Below are 16,222 nucleotides of genomic sequence, written 5' to 3' on the forward strand. Positions count from 1 at the left end.
CCCTAAATGGACTCCCAATTAGAATCGGAGACTGCTAGTATATATTGATTAAAAAATGAATAGTATTTTTTCATATAAAAATTATAACTTGTTTATTCTTAAAACAAAGGCCAAGTTGCGAACATGCTAAGTCAACTATTGAGTAAGTCTTCATCGATGATGGTAGGGATAGATATCGGTTCACATGCTATAAAAGCAGTGTTACTGAATGAAACGGACAGTGGCTATAGGCTCGAAGCGTTAGCAATTGAGCCAATGCCAAAAGGTACAATGGCTGAGCGCAATATTCAAGATATTGAGGCGATTGGTAATATCATTACTAAATTAAAGCGTAAGTTACCAAAGTCAATTCGTTCGGCAGCAGTTGCAGTATCGGGACAAACCGTCATTACGAAAGTAATTTTTATGGATGTTACGCTTTCAGATGCAGAGCTTGAGTCGCAAATAGAAATCGAAGCTGACAGCCTTATTCCCTATCCTTTAGATGAAGTTAGCCTAGACTTTGAAAAGCTCAGTACCAACGAAGCCGATCCTTCCAAAATGAATGTGTTGCTTTCAGCTGCGCGTACCGAAAGTGTTGAAGCTCGTGTTGGTGCATTAGAATCAGCTGGCTTAATAGCAAAAGTAGTTGATGTAGAAAGCTATGCCCTGAGTCGCGCAATGGATGTGTATTATCAGCAATTACCAAGCGATGCATTTAATAAGTGTGTAGCAGTGGTCGATATTGGCGCGGTACTTATGTTGGTAAGTGTGGTACTTGGCGGTGAAACGATTTACACCCGAGACCAAGTATTTGGTGGCGATCAATACACTAACAGCATAGTAGCTTATTATAATAAAAGTTTTGATGAAGCTGAAATAGGTAAAACTACAGGCGATCTTCCGCCTAACTACACGTTTGAAGTATTGGCACCATTTCAAACCTCATTATTACAGCAAGTACGCCGCGCAGTGCAGATGTTTTTAACTACCAGTGGCAAAGATCAAATCGATTACATTGTGCTCACTGGTGGCACAGCGATGATTGATGGCCTCGATCGACTGCTAATCGAAGAACTAGGCATCCATACCATAGTGGCAGAGCCTTTTGAAAATATGGATATTTCCCATCATGTCGATCGCAATGTGTTACAGCGTCATCGTACTCAATTTGCAATAGCGACGGGTTTGGCATTAAGGAGTTTTTCATCATGCCACATATAAATCTACTGCCTTGGCGCGAACAGCAGCGCAAACAATCACAGAATAAGTTTGCCACTGTTTTGTTTTTTGTGGTGCTTGGCAGTTTTATCAGTATGTATTTACTCAGTAGTTATTACGGTAGTTTACGAGATGGTCAAAATATTAAAAATAATTACCTTTCAGCTGAAATTGGCCAATTAGATAAACGTATTAGTGAAATACGTGAATTAGACAAAAAGAAAGAAAACTTGCAGCAACGTATGCGCTTAATCGAAGAACTGCAAAGTAGTCGAAACTTGGGTACGCAAATTATGGATGAAGTTGCCAAAATTGTACCAACGGGGGTGTATCTAACTAAGTTAGAGCGTCGTGGTAGTGCAATTCATGTGGTTGGTCGTAGCGAATCAAATAATTACTTGTCAAATATGTTACGCCAAGTACAAAATTCCTATCTGCTCGAAAAGCCGATAATGCAAGGTATTATTGCTGGTGAAAAATCGTCTCGTTTATTGAGTGATTTTAATATGGAATTTTATGTAAAACCCTTTGATAAGATTGGAGAGGTTAAATAATGAACCTTGATATCAAAGCGTTAACAGAGATTGAATGGAACGAAATTGAGCTTGAAAACATTGGCGACTGGCCAATAGTTGTCAAGATTATTTGCTGCACTTTTGTAGCGGCCCTCGTATTGTTTTTCAGTTACAGCTTATTGGTTTCAGATGAAATAGATAGCTACCATAATGCGGTTAGTAAAGAAGTTGAGTTACGCAGTACCTATCGAGTGAAATACTCACTAGCGAGTAATCTAGAAATTTACCGTCAACAAATGGTTGAAATGGAAGAAAAGTTTTCTTTATTGCTAAAGCGCTTACCGACTTCAAACGAAACACCAGGCTTACTTGATGATTTATCTTATGTGGGCACGACCAGTGGCTTAACCTTTCTTAAAATTGGCTGGTTACCAGAAGTGGAAAAAGAGTTTTATACTGAGTTGCCGATTAAAATTGAAGTAATAGGTAGCTACCATGAGTTTGGTGATTTTGTTGGCAAAGTAGCGCAACTTCCTCGTATCGTAAGTTTGCATGACTTTTCAATTACTAGTTCAGATTCAGGCAAGCTGACATTTAGCGTGGTCGCCAAAACTTACCGCTACGAAGGCGGCGTGAAAAAAGTAGGGGCTAAAAAATGAAAAAATTAGCCTTGGTTTTACTCGGCTGTATTTTGGTGAGCGCATGTAACGATGATACCTCTGAGCAAAAAGAGTTTATTGATCAGGTAAAAGCCAGCACTACACCTAAAGTTGAGGCCATTCCAAAACTGATCCAATTTGAGCACTTTGAATACAATGCACAGCAACTACGTAGTCCTTTTGTTGCGCCGCAGCCAGAAATTATTCAAAATAACATGATCCAAGTTAAAAACTGTTTACATCCTGATCCTGATCGTACGCGTGAAGTTTTAGAGAAATATCCGTTGGATAATCTGGCAATGAAAGGCACACTGGGTTCTGGTGGCCAAACATGGGCATTAATTAAAGCTGCAGATGATACTTTGCACCGAGTGACTGTGGGTAATCATATTGGTTTATATCATGGTGTTGTACAAGATGTTAAAAGTGATTATATAGAATTGTTAGAATTAATACCCGACGGGTCTGGTTGTTGGAAAGAACGTCTTACGAAGCTTGAAATGTTAGAGGCGGGCTCCAATGGCACTAGTTAAAAATAAAAAAGGTAAAATTAAAATGCATAAGGGAGTATCTTGGAGTAATCGCATTCATCAGGCTTTGTTTGTTGTTATTGCCCTTTTTATCACGCAATCAGCAATGGCAACTCCGTTATTGTATGACATTCGTTATAGCCCATTAATAGCTGGAGAAACACAGTTACAGCTGGTATTTGATGAGGAGCTGAGTGAAGAACCAAAAGTTCAGGTATTTAATAACCCAGCCCGTATTGAAATGCGCTTTAATGCCACTGATGTTGAACAAGGTATAAGTGAAGTACAAATCAACCAAGGCGGTATTGAAAAAGTTAATAGTGTAGCTGCTGATGGTAACTTGATTGTCACTGTTCATTTAGAGCGTTTAAAAATTTACCAAACAACGGTTAATAATAATCTTGTTTCATTACACGTTTCCGATAATCCTATCACGTCACAAGAAGATGCTAATACCGCCAAAGAAGTGACTGGCAATTACATTAACTCAATCCAGTCTATAGATTTTCGTCGTGGTGAAAAAGGTGAAGCACGAGTATTAGTATTCTTGCAAGACACTCAAGCTGCGATTGATGTGCATGAAAGTGGCGGTAAAATTATTGCTGAATTTCATCATACCGATATTTTAGATGACTTATTATATGAGCTAGATGTGCTAGATTTTGGCACTGTGGTCAGCTCAATTGAGACATTTAAAGAAAATAATATGAGCAGGGTGGTAATAACTCCTAATGCAGCGTTTAAATTTACTTATCAGCAAATTGAAAATATCCTTACTCTTACAGTTGAAAAAGATGACTCGCAACGTTCATATTTAGAAGGTGGTAAAGAGTATCAAGGTCGGCCAATGACGCTAAACTTTCAAGACATCTCAGTGCGTGCCGTATTACAAATTATTGCCGGCTATAATGATTTCAACCTAGTAACCAGTGACTCAGTCAGTGGCAACATAACTCTGCGTTTAGATGGTGTGCCTTGGGATCAAGCTCTTGACGTGGTATTACGCGTTAAAGGTTTAGATAAGCGTATGGATGGCTCTATATTAATGGTTGCACCATCTGAAGAGCTTGCCGCCCGCGAAGCGAAAGATCTAAAAGCCAAACAACAAGTTGAAGATTTAGAGCCGCTTTATAGTGAATATATTCGTTTGAATTATGCTAAAGCGGAAGAGTTTGCTGATTTACTGAAAACCGACACTAACAGCATTATTAGTGCTCGCGGCAGTGTATCCGTTGATAAACGTACCAATACCTTGTTAATTAAAGACACCGTTAAAAGCATTGCAAGTGTTCGCCGTATGGTCGAAACTTTGGATATAGCGGTTAGACAAGTTATTATTGAGGCACGTATGGTTACTGTACGTGATAACGTAAAAGAAGACTTAGGAGTACGTTGGGGGTTTAGTGATCAACAAGGCACTGATGGTATTTCAGGTACCTTAGAAGGTGCTAATACGATTTCTAACGGCACCATTCCAAGTATTTCTGATCGCCTTAATGTAAACTTGCCTATCACAGGTGCCGCTGGCAGTATTGGTATGCACGTTGCTAAATTAGCAAATGGCACGTTACTTGATTTAGAGCTAACCGCGCTTGAAGAAGAAAACCGTGGTGAAATTATCGCAAGTCCGCGCATTACGACTGCCAACCAGAAAAAAGCACGTATTGAACAAGGTACCGAAATACCGTATGTTGAATCTGCTTCAAGTGGTGCTACAACTGTTAGCTTTAAAAAGGCAGTATTGAGTCTTGAGGTAACACCACACATCACCCCAGATAATAAAGTTATCTTGGATTTAATCATTACCCAAGATACCCGAGGTGATACGGTACAAACTGGAACTGGTCCTGCAGTTGCAATTGATACCCAAGAAATTCAAACCCAAGTACTGGTTGAGAATGGTCAAACCGTGGTACTTGGTGGTATATTCCAGCAGCAAATCATTAACTCAGTTAAAAAAGTACCATTATTAGGTGATATTCCTTACCTAGGAGTGCTGTTTAGAAGCACTAGTGAGTTCAATGAAAAGAAAGAATTGCTGATTTTCGTTACTCCGAAAATCCAAATAGAGTAATTTACACTGATTTATTCTTACACAATGGGCAATTATTGACTTTAATTGCTCGTTAATTGGCTTTTTGTTCTAATTGACTTGAAATACCCAATCAATTACTGAGATAATCCCCTCCTTAATTTTGGGGCCAGGTCGTTAGGCGGGGTTTTATTTCAAATTTTAGAGTTCGTTTGTACTAAAAGATATGGCTGAAAAACGTAATATATTTCTAGTTGGCCCTATGGGGGCTGGCAAAAGCACAATTGGTCGTCACATTGCAGATCAATTGCACCTTGAATTTGTCGATTCTGATCAAGAAATCGAACGCCGTACCGGTGCAGATATTGCCTGGGTGTTCGATCTTGAAGGTGAAGAAGGCTTTCGACTTCGTGAAGAATCTGTCATTGGCGATCTAACAGAAATGCAAGGTATTGTACTTGCAACTGGTGGTGGTTCTGTGATGAGTAAAGAAGTACGAAACAAGCTTTCGGCTCGTGGTATTGTTGTATACCTAGAGACACCTATCGAAAAGCAAGTTGCACGCACGCAGCGCGACAAGCGTCGCCCATTACTGCAAACAGAAGAAGCACCTCGTGATGTATTAGAGCGCTTAGCTGAAGAACGCGAACCGTTGTATAAAGAAGTAGCTGATTTTGTTGTACGCACTGATGAGCAAAGCGCTAAAGTTGTCGCTAATCAAATCATCGAGAAATTAGATTTTTAAATACCAATAAGAAAGGATACTAGCGATGCTTGAATTAACAGTTAATTTAGACGAGCGAAGTTATCCTATTTATATTGGTCAATCTGCTCTTCAACAGACTGACAGGCTGCATCATCATATTGGTGATTGTCGACCTATCATTATCACTAATGACACCATTGCACCTTTGTACTTAAGCGATGCAATGGCGTTATTAGCTGATTTAAATCCGCTAAGTTTTATTATTCCTGATGGTGAGCAATATAAATCACTGGAATGGTTTGAGAAAATTTCGGCTTTTTTGCTTGAAAACAATTGCGGCAGAGATACTTGCTTAATCGCCCTTGGTGGTGGTGTGGTCGGTGATCTGACTGGTTTTGTTGCGGCCTGCTATCAACGCGGAGTACCGTTTATTCAAGTACCCACTACCTTATTATCGCAAGTTGATTCATCAGTTGGCGGTAAAACGGCGGTTAACCATCCTTTGGGTAAAAACATGATTGGGGCTTTTTATCAGCCGCAAGCCGTGTTTATTGATACTCAATCATTGCATACACTTCCTGCTCGTGAATTTGCAGCCGGTATGGCTGAAGTTATTAAATATGGCTTAATTTACGATACAGAATTATTTACTTTTCTAGAAAACAACACCGCGCAATTACAGGCTTTGGATGAAGAAACCATTCAGCATGTGATTTTTCGTTGTTGTGAAATTAAAGCACTGATTGTCGCTCAGGATGAAAAAGAAGTAGGACTACGAGCGTTACTTAATTTAGGCCATACCTTTGCACATGCTATCGAAGCGCAAATGGGATACGGCCAATGGCTACATGGTGAAGCTGTTGCTACTGGCATGGTATTAGCAGCACAGCTAGCTCATACTCGTGGTGATTTAAGTGCACAAGAAGTTGCAAGGATCGTTACCTTAATAGCGCAATATAATTTGCCTAGTGAGATCCCTGATGTGATGACTGCTGAACATTTCCTTCATCATATGCGTAAAGATAAAAAGAATAAAAAAGGCACGATCCGTTTTATTCTTCCTACTCAGTTTGGTCAATGCGCGTTGGTTGATGATGTCTCAGATCAACAGGTCCGAGATTTAATAGGGCGCTAATGCAATCGCAAATCTTACCTAGCCGTGCGGCTTTGGTTGATCGGATTGCCCTACAGTTTGAATATGGGCAAAATTTAATTGTCTTACTGGGTCCTTCTGGACTTGGTAAAAGTTATCTTCTCGAAACCTTCATTACTGATAAATACAGTGATTTTAATAAGTCATTTGTGCAGCTAAGTGCGCGTATGAGTGATATGCAATTGATGAGTGAGTTACTGGAACAAAGCTTCCGCTCGCCGTTAATTGATCAAAACCTAAGCCTGTCAGAAAATTTCTACCAACTAGCTAAACAGCAAAACTGTGGTCCATGTTTATGGGTGTTAGATGGTGGACGGCATTTATCTGAAGAAATGGTCGAAGAGTTAACAGCGCTTACCAAGCATAGTCCTACTACTTTATATGTCTTACTGGCATCGCAATCAGTGGGGCAATTTAAAAGCGCTGTTGAAATTCATCTTGAAGCACTTTCAATAGCAGAAAGTAAACAGTTGATGAAGTGCTATTTTAATGATTTACCTTATGATGAAGACCCGGTATTTCAAACCTTTTTGCGCGAAGCACACGGTAATCCGAGTTTATTGTTAGCGTGGCAACCAACACAGCATACAGCTAAGGTTGTAGTCACTGATAAAGTATCTTGGCGAGTACATTTAATAACGCTGCTAGTGATTATTATGTTACTCATCATTGGCTTTTTATATAAATCTGATATGACCCGTTGGTGGTATGATTTTTATCAGCCACAACCTGAAACTCCAGTGGCGACGGCAATCGCAGTCGATACTTTAAAGCAAGCTGTAACAGAACCAGCGGTGACAATAGATTCCTCACAAGTAGAAGCTGCAGATGCTCAATCAGCTGATCAACAAGCTCAACCAGAGCAAGACAAGCCGCTTATTGATAATCCTACTCAGGAAAATAATGTTGCGGCAATACTCGATAGTTTAGCGCCAGTTGCAGAGCCTGTTGATATCACGACTAGCTTGGCTGAAGAACCCACTGTGGTAGAGCCTGTTCCTCAAGCGCAGCAAATTATGCCAGCAGATAATGCTTGGTATCTACAACAGCCGGATAGTAAGGTCGTGATCCAGTTACTAGCGGTAACTCAGCAAACAATCGCCGAGCAGTTTGTTGCTAAACAGTCGCTGCAAGTACTTGGTAAAGTCTATCAAACACGCCGCAACGATAAAATTTGGTGGGTGGTAACCTATGGCAGCTTTGATAACTTAAATGCTGCTCGCGAAGTGCTAGCAAGCCTACCTGAAGCGGTGCGTAAAAATCAGCCGTTTTATAAAAAAATCAGTAAAATAAAACAAGAAATCGCGTTACTAGATCAGTAAATTTACACTGTTTAGTGTAAAATCGCGGCACACCAGTTTGAAGTAAAGAGCCGATGCAGAAAAAGACCAGAGCCTTCCTTAAATGGGCTGGCGGAAAATACAGCTTAGTTGAAGATATTAGCGCGCGCTTAAATGAAGCGAGCAAACACGCTGATACCTTAGTTGAACCGTTTGTTGGTGCTGGCTCGGTATTTTTAAACACAGATTTTAAAGATTATATTCTTAATGATATTAATGCTGATCTCATTAACTTGTATAACGAATTAAAAAACTCTCCAGATGAATTCATCAGCGATGCTAAAAAGCTGTTTGTTGATTTAAACAACCAGCCTGACGCATATTATGATTATCGCGTACAGTTTAATCAAAGTAATGACATTTACGAGCGAGCGATCTTATTTTTATATATGAATCGCCACGGCTACAACGGTTTATGCCGCTATAACCTGAAAGGAATTTTTAATGTTCCGTTCGGTAAGTATAAACGTCCGTATTTTCCTGAAAAAGAAATGTACTTTTTTGCCGAAAAAGCGCAACAAGCCACGTTTACTTGTTTAGGTTATGACGATGTATTTAAATTAGTACCCGATAACGCAGTGATCTATTGCGATCCACCTTATGTTCCTTTGAGTAAAACGGCGTCGTTTACCTCTTATGCTAAGGGTGGCTTTAATTTAGATGATCAGGCGAATCTAGCTAATTTAGCTGAGCAAGCGGCATTTGAAAACAAAACACCGGTATTGATCTCGAATCATGACACTGTATGGACACGTAAAATATATAGCCAAGCAACGTTAGCTGAAATTCAAGTTAAGCGGACGATTAGTCCAAAAGGTGGTTCGCGCAATAAAGTCAATGAGTTGATGGCTATGTACTTAGCACCCAAGTCACCACGCCATAGATAGCGGTTACAAAAAATATAAATAAAATAATAGCTATGATAATAATACTGGTAGGCGAGTGTTGTTTAAAGTCAGCGTGACGCTTGTGCTCAGATTGCACACCAAAAAATGCCGCAACAACACTTTGTATAGCGCTGATCAGTTGCCGCACTTTACTAGAACCTAGGACTAAGTGAACGTGCTTTTTGTGGTTCGTCTGAGCTGGTTAATAATTCAAGTAAATCTAAATAATGAAATTGTGCACTGCGACTATCACCAGTGATCCATGACATCCAACTTGATTCTTGTTCGACCTTCATACATTGCACTGCATTATTAATTTTTAAATGGCCTGAGCTACATTCGCAATCGTTAGCTGCGATAAGTGTATTATCACTTTTTGAAAAATAGCTTAGTGTACCGATAGTTATAGCAGCCGCAGTTAAGATCCCGATTTTAAAAGCACGCATTTTACTAAGTCCATAATAGTGTTACTCACTAGAGCATACATAAAAAATGCTCAAATAACAAACTTAATTTATCCTTAACAAATATAAAAAATTAATAAAATTAAAAGGTTAAGGTAAAAATAATGTTTATATTTAGCTGTTTAAAATATAACCGTTGCAAAACTTCAAATAGAGTTAAAGCTTTAATTAGCTGGGATTCTTGGGGAATAGCTTGATTTAGGTTACATTATGGCAATTATCGGCCCTGCTATTTTGCGCATTTTTAATATCACTAAGGATTGTTTATGTTAGAAACACTACAAAAGTACCTTATCGCCCCGTCTATTTTATCTGCTGATTTTGCCCGTTTGGGCGAAGATGTTGAGCGTGTTTTAGCTTCTGGTGCAGATGTAGTTCATTTTGATGTGATGGATAATCACTATGTGCCAAACTTAACAATTGGGCCTATGGTGTGCAAAGCGCTGCGTGATTATGGTATTACGGCGCCTATTGATGTGCATTTAATGGTTAAACCGGTCGATAGTTTAATACCGCAATTTGTTGATGCTGGCGCTTCAATCATTACTTTTCATCCCGAAGCGAGTGAACATATTGATCGCACTTTACAGCTGATCAAAGATCATGGTTGCCAAGCTGGTTTAGTTTTTAACCCTGCGACGAGTTTAAGCTATTTAGAACATGTGATTGATAAGCTTGATGTAATTTTACTCATGTCGGTTAATCCAGGTTTTGGCGGTCAAAGTTTTATTCCTCATACTTTGGAAAAACTACGCCAAGCACGGAAAATAATTGATGATTCAGGTCGTGCTATTCGTTTAGAAGTAGATGGTGGTATTAAAGTCGATAATATTGCGGCGGCGGCTCAAGCCGGAGCTGACATGTTTGTTGCCGGCTCTGCTATTTTTAATCAGCCAGATTACCAACAAGTAATTGAACAAATGCGTGCTCAGTTAGAGGGTGTAAAATAATGAAGTATGAAGCCGCTTTATTTGATCTTGATGGTACTTTAGTTGATAGTGTTTATGATTTATATATAGCGATGAATCTGACTTTATCTGATTTAGCTTTTCCAATTGTAAGTCAGGGGTTGGTACAAAGCTGGGTTGGTAAAGGCATTGAAATGCTGGTTAAGCGAGGCCTCAGTGGCGACATGAAAGTCAGTGAACACCTAGATCCAGCATTAGCAGATAAAGCAATTGCGCTTTTTTATGGTCATTATGAGCAACAAGTAGGTGAATACAGTGTGCTTTATCAACACGTAGAAACAGGCCTTGCGGCGTTACGTGGTATACCAAAAGCGTTGATCACTAACAAAGCCCGCTGCTTTACTGAAAAGCTACTTGATAAGCTCGCTTTAAGAAGTCATTTTGAGGTGATAGTGTGTGGTGATGACATGGCCAAAAAGCCTTCACCAGAGCCTCTTTTATTTGCTTGTCAGCAATTAAATGTACCAGTGAGTCAAGCAATTATGATTGGTGACTCAAAAAGTGATATCTTAGCGGCGCAAGCGGCACATATAGACGTACTTGCCGTTAATTATGGTTATAACCAAGGTGAAAATCTTGCTGATTTGAATCCACAGTACCTCTGTGAGAATTTCTTAGATATAATACCTGTTCTTACCCAGCGTTAAGCGATTTTTTAATTTTAGCATTTTTTATTTTTGTAATATAAAGGAACATCATGAGTAAACCAGTAGTGTTAAGTGGCATGCAGCCAACCGGTGGAATGACAATAGGCAACTATGTTGGCGCTATTAACCAGTGGGTAAAGCTACAGGAAGAGTATGATAGTCACTTTATGTTAGCTGATTTGCACGCGATTACGTTACGCCAAGATCCAGAGCTTTTAAAAACCCGTGTATTAGATGGTATAGCTTTGTATGTTGCATGTGGTATTGATCCAGATAAAGCTGCTTTATTTGTGCAGTCGCAAGTGCCTGAACATGCACAGCTAGGTTGGGTACTAAACTGTTATGCGCAAATGGGTGAGCTTAACCGTATGACCCAGTTTAAAGATAAGTCAGCAAAGAACACCAGCAACGTAAACGTTGGTTTGTTTGCTTATCCGGTATTACAAGCAGCTGATATTTTACTTTATCAAGCGGCGCAAGTACCAGTAGGTGATGATCAAAAGCAGCACCTTGAACTAACACGCGATATCGCAACGCGCTTTAATAACTTATATGGTGAAGTTTTCACGATCCCAGAACCTTACATTCCAGAGTTTGGTGCGCGAGTAATGAGCCTGCAAGATCCACTGAAAAAAATGTCTAAATCAGATGAAAACCCAAATGGTTTTATCATGATGTTAGACGAACCAAAAAAGATCGAGAAAAAGCTTAAAAAAGCAGTAACCGATTCAGACGAGCAAGCGCGTATTTATTTTGATCGCACTGAAAAACCAGGCGTATCAAACTTACTAACACTTATGTCTGTTGCAACCAAGCGCTCAATTGAAGAGTTAGTGCCTGAATACGAAGACAAAATGTATGGCCATCTGAAAAAAGACACCGCTGACGCAGTAGTAAGCATGATCGAGCCAATCCAAGCGCGCTTTAAAGAGATCCGTGAAGATCAAGCATTGCTCAACAACATCATGAAAACCGGTGCTGAAAAAGCCAGCGCCCGTGCAGAGATAACCTTAAAGTCTGTTTACAACGCGTTAGGATTTATTCCACGTCCGTAAAAGGTTGCTTGTCCGCTTAAATAAAAAATGCCGCTTAAATAGCGGCATTTTTTATAGAATACTAATTAATATTAAAGATCCAAATATAAACAGTAATGACATAGCTTGCTTGTCTGTTTTATCCATTACTCAGTCCTTTTGCTTGTCATTTCAGTGCTATCGTCAATATTAACCAAAGAAACGGTGTAACCTTTATTTTCAAGTAATGTAAGTAAGCTATCTTTGCCTGCAAGGTGTGCAACTCCAACAAGTACAAATTCACTTTTATCGTTATTAAACATCTCTTCTACTTTAGCTAACCAAGCATTATTTCTATCTGTTATTAACTGCTGATAAGTATGCGGATCATTTTTTTGCATTGTTTCAATAGCCACTTTATTCAGTGTGTCTGTATCACCTTGACGCCATGCAGATACCAGCACTTTAAACATTACACCGTAATTATTTAACTCGGCTAAATTATTTTTAATAAAATTATTTTCGTTGTTCTGTCCCATTGTTTTGAAAAGCTCTAACTGAAACTCCATAGTTTCCAGATAGTTCTTTGTTTTATTATCTATCGTCGCTTTTTTGGTAAAGTACGCATCAACGCCTTCACCCATTAAGTTTTGTTTTTGCAACTCCATCGACATTAAAACAATACTTACCATAGCAGGGCGAAAACCATCTAACTTGGTTAGGTTAGCGCCAAATTCAGTAAGTTTATTTTCCAATAAAAGCTTTACTTGCGGGTTTAACTTTTGGCTTAACGTTTCGTTATTAGCATATGATAGCGCTGCTAACATTTGCATTTGTGCGTTCGCATCTGATGGGTCTGGAATTGGCGCTTCTAAAACAATAGTATCTGCTTGCTTATAAGCGTGATTAAACTCTGCAGGAAGCGGCATTTCTGATTTAGGTAAAATATGTACCGTACCACCAATAAATAACGAGTCACTGCCTTTGTTAACCTGCCACACAGAGCTTTGTGCTTGTGCTGTTGTTGCTATTAGGCTACTACTAAGTAAAACACTTGCTGATACTATTTTTTTGGTAAATGTGTTCATAGCAATTCCTTAATTTAAGCTGTTTAAAGTTTTTATTACTTAGTCAAAACAGAAGTTATGTAGGCTGTAATTGATGACGTTACTCGTGAAAGGTTCTTATCAATTTGTGAGTTAATTTTATTTATGGATGAGTCAAAATCAGCAGCTATTTTCTCATCTATGGTAGAGAGTAAGGTTTGAGTATTTATGTTGCTTGTTGTAACCGCATCAGAGGAAGTTGTTTGCTTATTGAGTGGTTGAGCATTCGTTATTGTTTCGCCAATCATGCACTGTGCTGATTTTGATTGAATCGCCTGCGTTTTACTTTCAGCAGCGATAACGAATGCAGTATTAAATGCAGTTGCTAATAGTAGAGCGGGTAGTACTTTTTTAATTGCGTTATTCATAATCAAACCTTTTATGTTTTTTAAGCGCTGCCAAATTAGTATGCAAAACGATTTTGGCTAAGCGGCTTGTTGATGACGTTTTAAAGAATATCGGTGAATTTTCATAGAGTCGCTTATCTAGTTGTGAGCAATTAATGTATAAGGTTTTCACTTTGTTTTATTCTTTAAAATCAATATTTTGATGTTAAACCTTATCTGCTAATATAAGGTTTATAAATACAGTTACTATAAAACATAATGTACATGTGGTAGGGTTTGGCAAAATAAAAAATACTTAAAGACTATGAATTATCAAATCGGACCTTGGCAATTTATTAGTAATCGCTGTGTGATTACTTCAAATAGTATAGAAAGGGAGTTAGATCCTCTATTAGTAAAGTTAGTACTTCATTTTATAAATAAGCCTCAACAAATCGTATCTCGTCAAGAGCTCATAGAGAGTGTATGGCAGCAAAAATTTGTAGATGATAATGCAATTAACCGTGCTATCTCAGAGCTGAGAAAGCAGCTAGCGCATCCGATTGAAAAAGCTCCTCTTTTAAAAACACATTATCGTAAAGGTTACAGTTTAACGGTTATACCTGAGCGTTTAACACAAGAGCTTGAACTTGATAAAACTCAACAACCTGCAAGTATCATATCGGTTGCTGTTGAAAAAGGTGATGATATTTCGACGATAAAGCCCAATCAAGCTATTCAAAAAAAGAGCACTCAAAAGCCCCTTATTTTTGCTTTAGCCGGTATTGTTTGCTTGTGCTTTTTAGCATGGTTCAGTTTAGTATTTATTAGCAAGCCAGAGGGAGAGTCTATTAAACAGGTAACGATAAAAAAGGTAGCAAGTACGTGGAACTTAGGAAGTGAAGTACACCCCGAACTATCCTCAGATCGGAAATATTTAGCCTATACCAATATTGAGCCAGAAACAGATATTAATCATGCATTTGTTAAGCGTCTTTCCGATCAAAGAGAGGTTGAACTCACTTATCCTGGTTTTCAGGTGTCCGTTTTATCGTGGCAGTTAAACCAGCCTTATGTGTTATTACAGGCTACAAACCTAAAGCAACAGCTTTGTGAAATGGTATTAGTTGATCTGAGTGAATTTCCGATTGTTGGGGAAACAAAGTTAATTAAAAAATGCGATCTTAGATACACTGGCTATGCACAAGTAGACGAAAATGGGGAACATATTTATTACACCGAGTATAAGAATGAACAAGATGGGTCTGGTTTATATCAATTTGACTTAGAATCGCAAAAGGAGTCAATTATCATCCCACCGCCAGGTATAATGTATGGCATCAGCATACCTCGTTTATCTCATTCTGGTAATAAGTTAGCGTATATACTCAATCAAAAAGGTCAGCCATTCTCTGTATTTACTTATAACTTTGAAACTCGTGAGACTAAGCGTTTATTTCAAGCACAGAAAAATACCATTAGCTTTGCTTTTGACTGGCTTTTAAATGATAAAGGCGTGATTGTTTCTGAAGGATCACAGCTCACAACCGTTTTATTTGATGAAAAGAGTATTCTTAAAAATACAGTGCAAGTTACGCCTGAAATATCGCCCTATTACATAGCGGTTCAATCAGCTAATAGCCTATTTTATTCTGCAAATAAAACGCAAACTTACTCATTAACCAAAGTTACCGGTTTATTTAGTGATACTCCTAAATATGAAGCACTCTATAAAAGTGAAAAAGATGATTACAACATTGTTGAAGTCGTTAACAAAGAGGGGCCTGCACAGGTTTTTGTATCAGAACGCTCTGGTAGTAGTCAGTTATGGCTATCTCAAAATGGACTGATAAAGCAGCTTAGTCATTTTACCCACGATGGCTCATCTACGTTTGCAATGGGAGGATTGAGTGTATCTCCTAATCAGCAACGTATTTTGTTGAGAATAAATAAAAGCATTGCATTTTATGATGTTATAGCTGAAAAGCTCTACTCAATAGCAGAGTTTAAAGGGCGTAAAATAGTAAGCTATGTATGGTCAAAAAATAATGAAGGTATCCTTTATATTGAACAAGGTGATTCAAAAAATATACTTGCCAAACTTAATTTATTAACTCGCGACACCACATTATTAGACGATATTAAACCCAATAAACTAATTTCAGATAGCGATGGTAGTAGTTACGTAATTACCAATAATAAGTTAATTCGACTATCTGATAGGCAAAGTTGGGAGTTATCTAAAGATGCTAGTAAAGCGATTGGCTATGCTATTCGGGGTAACTATTTATATTATTCAGATGCGATTTCAAGAGTTGCTCGACTTAACTTACAAGATAACACCATACAAGATATGCATATGGACTTTCGACCAATTGCTTTTTTTATAAGCGGTGATGACGAAATTTTATTTACGGGCTCAAAATACAAAGACATGCAAATAATGCAAATTAGTTGGAATGAGTAGTTAAGATAACTATGCAAAAAAAGTAAAACATTATCTGCAAAACAACTAACAATGGAGCGGGCAAGAATCATAGCATCAACCACTATTACTCTATATTCAATAATATAAAGGATGTTTTTTATGATTCACGCAAGAAAACCTTATCGATTTAGTACCCACAACCGGTTAGTGTCAGGTGAGCGTTTTTGTCCGTGGTGTTGAATTCTGGC

The 16,222-nt window shown here is 38.4% G+C and carries 17 protein-coding genes; 13 read left to right on the forward strand and 4 right to left on the reverse strand.

The genetic code is table 11. The features are described from left to right. Positions 1-123: 123 nt before the first annotated feature. From H5203_RS13935 to H5203_RS13975, 9 genes are all read left to right on the forward strand, one after another. Positions 124-1,203, forward strand: a complete 1,080-nt coding sequence (locus H5203_RS13935) for a pilus assembly protein PilM (protein WP_145238520.1) — start codon at positions 124-126, stop codon at positions 1,201-1,203. Further along, the gene (locus H5203_RS13940; RefSeq protein WP_145238523.1) at positions 1,191-1,754 is read left to right on the forward strand and encodes a PilN domain-containing protein; all 564 of its coding nucleotides are present in this window, start codon (positions 1,191-1,193) and stop codon (positions 1,752-1,754) included. The genes H5203_RS13935 and H5203_RS13940 overlap by 13 nt, the downstream gene beginning before the upstream one ends. After that, complete coding sequence (locus H5203_RS13945; RefSeq protein WP_145238526.1) at positions 1,754-2,374, forward strand: type 4a pilus biogenesis protein PilO; 621 nt, start codon at positions 1,754-1,756, stop codon at positions 2,372-2,374. Before H5203_RS13940 ends, H5203_RS13945 begins: the two co-directional genes overlap by 1 nt. Further along, the gene (locus H5203_RS13950) at positions 2,371-2,907 is read left to right on the forward strand and encodes a pilus assembly protein PilP (RefSeq protein ID WP_145238529.1); all 537 of its coding nucleotides are present in this window, start codon (positions 2,371-2,373) and stop codon (positions 2,905-2,907) included. The genes H5203_RS13945 and H5203_RS13950 overlap by 4 nt, the downstream gene beginning before the upstream one ends. Then, positions 2,894-4,978, forward strand: coding sequence for a type IV pilus secretin PilQ (locus tag H5203_RS13955; RefSeq protein ID WP_182731698.1), 2,085 nt, complete (start codon positions 2,894-2,896; stop codon positions 4,976-4,978). The genes H5203_RS13950 and H5203_RS13955 overlap by 14 nt, the downstream gene beginning before the upstream one ends. Before the next feature lie 184 nt (positions 4,979-5,162). Continuing rightward, positions 5,163-5,681, forward strand: coding sequence for a shikimate kinase AroK (gene aroK / locus H5203_RS13960; protein WP_008466255.1), 519 nt, complete (start codon positions 5,163-5,165; stop codon positions 5,679-5,681). Positions 5,682-5,706: 25 nt separating this feature from the next. Beyond that, positions 5,707-6,777, forward strand: coding sequence for a 3-dehydroquinate synthase (gene aroB, locus H5203_RS13965; RefSeq protein ID WP_182819874.1), 1,071 nt, complete (start codon positions 5,707-5,709; stop codon positions 6,775-6,777). Further along, positions 6,777-8,117: an AAA family ATPase gene (locus tag H5203_RS13970; protein WP_182735075.1), complete on the forward strand. Its 1,341-nt coding sequence runs from the start codon at positions 6,777-6,779 to the stop codon at positions 8,115-8,117. Before aroB ends, H5203_RS13970 begins: the two co-directional genes overlap by 1 nt. A gap of 53 nt (positions 8,118-8,170) precedes the next feature. Next, entirely contained in the window at positions 8,171-9,022 is an 852-nt protein-coding gene (locus H5203_RS13975; protein WP_149982636.1) for a Dam family site-specific DNA-(adenine-N6)-methyltransferase, read from the forward strand. Here the strand turns inward: H5203_RS13975 and H5203_RS13980 are convergent. Continuing rightward, complete coding sequence (locus H5203_RS13980) at positions 8,985-9,170, reverse strand: DUF2970 domain-containing protein (RefSeq protein WP_145238545.1); 186 nt, start codon at positions 9,168-9,170, stop codon at positions 8,985-8,987. The genes H5203_RS13975 and H5203_RS13980 overlap by 38 nt on opposite strands. A 4-nt stretch (positions 9,171-9,174) precedes the next feature. Beyond that, positions 9,175-9,468 carry a hypothetical protein gene (locus H5203_RS13985; protein WP_145238548.1) on the reverse strand — a complete coding sequence of 98 codons (294 nt, stop codon included), beginning with the start codon at positions 9,466-9,468 and terminating at the stop codon, positions 9,175-9,177. Between the two features lie 284 nt (positions 9,469-9,752). Between H5203_RS13985 and rpe the strand changes: the two genes are divergently transcribed. The 3 genes from rpe to trpS are packed head-to-tail and all read left to right on the forward strand — an operon-like array spanning position 9,753 to position 12,156. After that, positions 9,753-10,436 (forward strand): ribulose-phosphate 3-epimerase, encoded by a 684-nt coding sequence (gene rpe, locus H5203_RS13990; RefSeq protein WP_182819875.1) that lies wholly within the window; start codon positions 9,753-9,755, stop codon positions 10,434-10,436. Further along, complete coding sequence (locus H5203_RS13995) at positions 10,436-11,101, forward strand: HAD-IA family hydrolase (protein WP_182819876.1); 666 nt, start codon at positions 10,436-10,438, stop codon at positions 11,099-11,101. Before rpe ends, H5203_RS13995 begins: the two co-directional genes overlap by 1 nt. 50 nt (positions 11,102-11,151) lie before the next feature. Further along, positions 11,152-12,156 (forward strand): tryptophan--tRNA ligase, encoded by a 1,005-nt coding sequence (gene trpS / locus H5203_RS14000; RefSeq protein ID WP_145238557.1) that lies wholly within the window; start codon positions 11,152-11,154, stop codon positions 12,154-12,156. 125 nt (positions 12,157-12,281) lie between these two features. On the opposite strand, the gene H5203_RS14005 is transcribed toward trpS, so the two are convergent. Together H5203_RS14005 and H5203_RS14010 are read right to left on the reverse strand one after the other, a co-directional pair. Next, positions 12,282-13,202, reverse strand: coding sequence for a TraB/GumN family protein (locus tag H5203_RS14005; RefSeq protein ID WP_182819877.1), 921 nt, complete (start codon positions 13,200-13,202; stop codon positions 12,282-12,284). Between the two features lie 35 nt (positions 13,203-13,237). Next, entirely contained in the window at positions 13,238-13,588 is a 351-nt protein-coding gene (locus tag H5203_RS14010; RefSeq protein WP_182819878.1) for a hypothetical protein, read from the reverse strand. Positions 13,589-13,871: 283 nt separating this feature from the next. On the opposite strand from H5203_RS14010, the gene H5203_RS14015 reads away from it, so the two are divergent. Then, positions 13,872-16,013: a winged helix-turn-helix domain-containing protein gene (locus H5203_RS14015; RefSeq protein WP_182757928.1), complete on the forward strand. Its 2,142-nt coding sequence runs from the start codon at positions 13,872-13,874 to the stop codon at positions 16,011-16,013. Positions 16,014-16,222: the final 209 nt, after the last annotated feature.

The organism is Pseudoalteromonas sp. SG41-1 (assembly GCF_014164575.1).
Taxonomy (GTDB): Bacteria; Pseudomonadota; Gammaproteobacteria; order Enterobacterales; family Alteromonadaceae; genus Pseudoalteromonas; species Pseudoalteromonas rhizosphaerae.